Genomic DNA, 3,878 nt, shown 5'->3' with positions numbered 1-3,878 from the left:
TAATATAACAATTTAATTTAAATAATTATATTGTGTCTTACGAAGAACACATAACACCTACCTAATTATCAACGATTCGGCGCAGAATACTACAGTAAATCGTGGCACAAAAACAATAGAACGTCCAAATCGGCAACTCATCTCCTGCGGAATGGATGTTCCCTCATTAACAACCTACTTGCCGATCAGTAGAAACATATGATCCTGAAAGTAAAGGTGAATCAAATCGATTATAGAAAACGTTCAGACACACCATACACAATTCTACCTGCTGTTCTAGGATTGGTTTGAACTACTTAAACAGCAACATCTAATAAGGGTGCATGGCTTCATCAAGGTACGACAAGACAGCACTGCACGATTGATCATCATGTGCAAAGCTTCTTTGAATTTAAAGTGTAAGCCCTGCAACTTGATGTCAAAACATTGAAACAAAAGTCAAATCAATCAAGCTTTACAGAGTCCTTCTTGAGTTAAAATGAACCTCGAAACGTTTAGCAATATGGAATTCTTTAAATATTAAAATGCGTCCCTATTTACTTCACTCAGGTAAACAGCAGGTGCTACAGAGCACTAACCTGCCATGCGTCAATCCGCCCGATTCTATGCGCAGATTCCTTGGCATTCGAGGATAATATGAGTTACTTCATAACAGGTACCGATACCGGCGTCGGCAAGACGCTGATTAGCTGCGCACTGCTTCATGCCTTTGCAGCACAAGGACAACGCGTAGTAGGCATGAAGCCGGTGGCGGTGGGTTGCGATGATGACGGGCATAACCAGGATGTAAAGCAATTGCAGGTGGCCAGCAATGTACTAGTGAGCTATGGCCAGATCAATCCCTATAGCTTTCTATATCCTATGGCGCCACACATAGCTGCACAGAATGCAGGCGTGCGCATCGATTTCGCGCGTATCCAAACTTCTTATCACGAACTGGCGTCGCAAGCGGATGTGGTGATAATAGAAGGGGTGGGAGGATTTAGAGTGCCTCTGAATAACAATCAAGACATCTCCGATCTAGCATTGCAATTGGGTTTACCTGTTATTTTGGTGGTGGGCATGCGTTTGGGCTGCCTCAACCATGCTCTGCTGACAGCAAGCGCGATTGAGGCATGTGGATTAAAATGTGCCGGATGGGTAGCCAATGTGCTGGACGCAGATATGCTCGCGGTACAAGACAACATTGTTGCATTGCAGCAACGCTTGACCGCACCGCTGATCAGCATCGTAAGTTGGCAACCGCAGCCGGATGCTCGGATGATAGCCTTGCAAATCACACTTGAACTGCTCGAAGAAATATAATGTTTCAATTCAGAGTTGATAAGTTGCAAAGGAAACTGTTTGTTCCTCCAGATGCAGAATTTCATGTGCGCTGGATTGCCTGCGCAAGCTATGGAAAGGGTACTGCGCATGGCACACCAAGACATCTTGAACAGGAAAGGTTTCACCTCTCTGTAAGACAAGATAGTCAAAAAAATGGAGACATGAACAGACTATGGCGTTATTGAGAAACAGACTTGAAAATGCCTCTCCACTACCAGGTCGGTTGGCTGCATTAATTCGCGAGTCGCGCTTGTTGCTGCTGATTACAGTGGCTATTTATTTAATTCTCATACTGTATGGTTATGATCGAAGCGATCCTGCCTGGTCGAATAGTGCCAGCGATGCTGTGCCAAATAATTCGGGCGGCGTGTTCGGTGCTTGGCTAGCGGATGTGCTGCTGTATGTCTTCGGACTCTCTGCCTGGTGGTGGGCTGCATTACTGTTGCAGCAGATATGGGCGGGCTATCACGGCATATCGCAAAACAGCCTATTTAATCGTCACGCCTTAGGTGTAGCGCTGACCGGCTTTGTCATGTTATTGCTGGCCAGCAGTTCATTGGAAGCGCTACGACTACATACCCTAAAGGCTGCGCTGCCACTTGCGCCAGGCGGTATGTTAGGTGCGATGCTGGGTGACGGATTGTCGCACTTGCTGGGGTTTACCGGGGCCACCTTATTTCTACTGGTACTGATAGCCATCGGATTTAGTTTATTCAGTGGCCTGTCATGGCTGCGATTTACTGATCGATTAGGAACAGTTCTTGAAGCCTCCTATTTCTGGACGCAAAAAACTTGGCTGACCTGGCAGGATAAGCGTCTTGGGGCACAAGCATTGAGCAAGCGCCAGATTGTGGTGGAAGAAGAAAAAAAACGTGTGGAGCACCATCTGCCGATACATATCGAGCAGCCACTGACCGAAGTGCGAAAGTCTGCGCGCGTGTCGATTGAGAAACAGGTGCCACTGTTCCCAGACATGCCTGATTCGCCGCTACCACCGCTGCATCTTCTGGATCAGCCGACTCATGAAGTTGAAATGTTGTCTGCCGACACGCTGGAATTTACTTCACGTTTAATTGAACGCAAACTCAAAGATTTCAACGTAGAAGTTAAAGTGGTCGCGGCCTATCCGGGGCCAGTCATTACGCGCTACGAGATCGAGCCTGCGGTCGGGGTTAAAGGCAGTCAGATCACCAGTCTGGTGAGAGATTTGGCACGTGCACTCTCTGTGGTCAGCATTCGCGTGGTTGAAACCATTCCGGGCAAATCCTACATGGCTTTGGAATTGCCCAATCCGAAGCGGCAGATGGTGCGGCTGTCCGAAATTCTCAGTTCGCAGGATTACGCAAGCATGAACTCGCCACTCACTATGGCCATGGGCAAGGATATTTCCGGCAAACCCGTGGTCGCCGATCTGGGCAAGATGCCGCATGTCTTGGTGGCAGGCACCACCGGTTCCGGCAAATCAGTGGCGATCAATGCCATGATTTTGAGCCTGCTCTACAAGGCCACACCGCAGGAGGTACGACTGCTGCTGGTTGACCCAAAGATGCTTGAACTGTCTGTATATGAAGGTATTCCGCATTTGTTAGCTCCTGTGGTGACTGACATGCGCCAGGCGGCGTCTGCGCTTAATTGGTGTGTGCAGGAAATGGACAAGCGTTATCGCCTGATGTCATTTCTCGGTGTACGCAACATTGCCGGTTATAACCAGAAAGTTCGCGATGCCATCAAGGCGGATCGACCGCTGACTAATCCATTCACGCTTACCCCTGAAAACCCTGAAGCAGCAGAAGAATTACCATTTATTGTGGTGTTTATCGATGAACTGGCTGACCTGATGATGGTAGTGGGCAAGAAGGTCGAGGTGTTGATTGCGCGTCTGGCACAGAAGGCGCGCGCCTCCGGCATTCACTTGGTATTGGCGACGCAACGCCCCTCGGTAGACGTTATCACAGGCCTGATCAAAGCCAACGTGCCAACACGCGTGGCGTTCCAAGTCTCCAGCAAGATCGATTCGCGCACTATCCTTGATCAAATGGGTGCGGAAGCATTGCTCGGTCAAGGCGACATGCTTTATTTACCGCCTGGTACCGGCTACCCGCAACGAGTACATGGCGCATTTGTTTCAGACCAGGAAGTACATCGCGCCGCTGAATATCTCAAAGCGCAGGGTGCACCACAATATGTAGAAGGCGTGTTAACTTCATCGGATGAACTTGAAGCGGGTAGCGAAGCCGAAGGCGGAGTAAGTGCAGAAGCCGATGCACTATATGATCAAGCGGTGGACATTGTGGTGAAATCGCGCCGCGCTTCTATTTCGCTGGTACAGCGCCATTTGCGTATTGGCTACAATCGTGCCGCGCGCTTGGTAGAACAGATGGAACGCGCCGGAGTGGTGACACCCATGCAGAGTAATGGCAACCGAGAAGTCATTGCACCCGCCAGGCAAGAGTGAGCAATTGAGGGCGCCTCTAAAAATTCAATTTTCTAGACAAGGCAAGGCGCGAGTAAAAAATTTGAGCGCGGCATATAGTTGATATGTAAGCGATAAT

2 protein-coding genes are annotated in these 3,878 nt (G+C 49.0%); both read left to right on the top strand.

The window, feature by feature from the left end:
• Window positions 1-636 precede the first annotated feature (636 nt).
• Window positions 637-1,305 carry a dethiobiotin synthase gene (bioD, locus tag MJ769_RS01300; protein ID WP_239234042.1) on the top strand — a complete coding sequence of 223 codons (669 nt, stop codon included), beginning with the start codon at window positions 637-639 and terminating at the stop codon, window positions 1,303-1,305.
• Between the two features lie 193 nt (window positions 1,306-1,498).
• Window positions 1,499-3,781: a DNA translocase FtsK gene (locus tag MJ769_RS01295; RefSeq protein WP_239234041.1), complete on the top strand. Its 2,283-nt coding sequence runs from the start codon at window positions 1,499-1,501 to the stop codon at window positions 3,779-3,781.
• Window positions 3,782-3,878: the final 97 nt, after the last annotated feature.

Source organism: Candidatus Nitrotoga sp. BS, from assembly GCF_927797785.1.
GTDB lineage: Bacteria > Pseudomonadota > Gammaproteobacteria > Burkholderiales > Gallionellaceae > Nitrotoga.
This window is presented reverse-complemented; position numbering and strand designations above follow the sequence as displayed.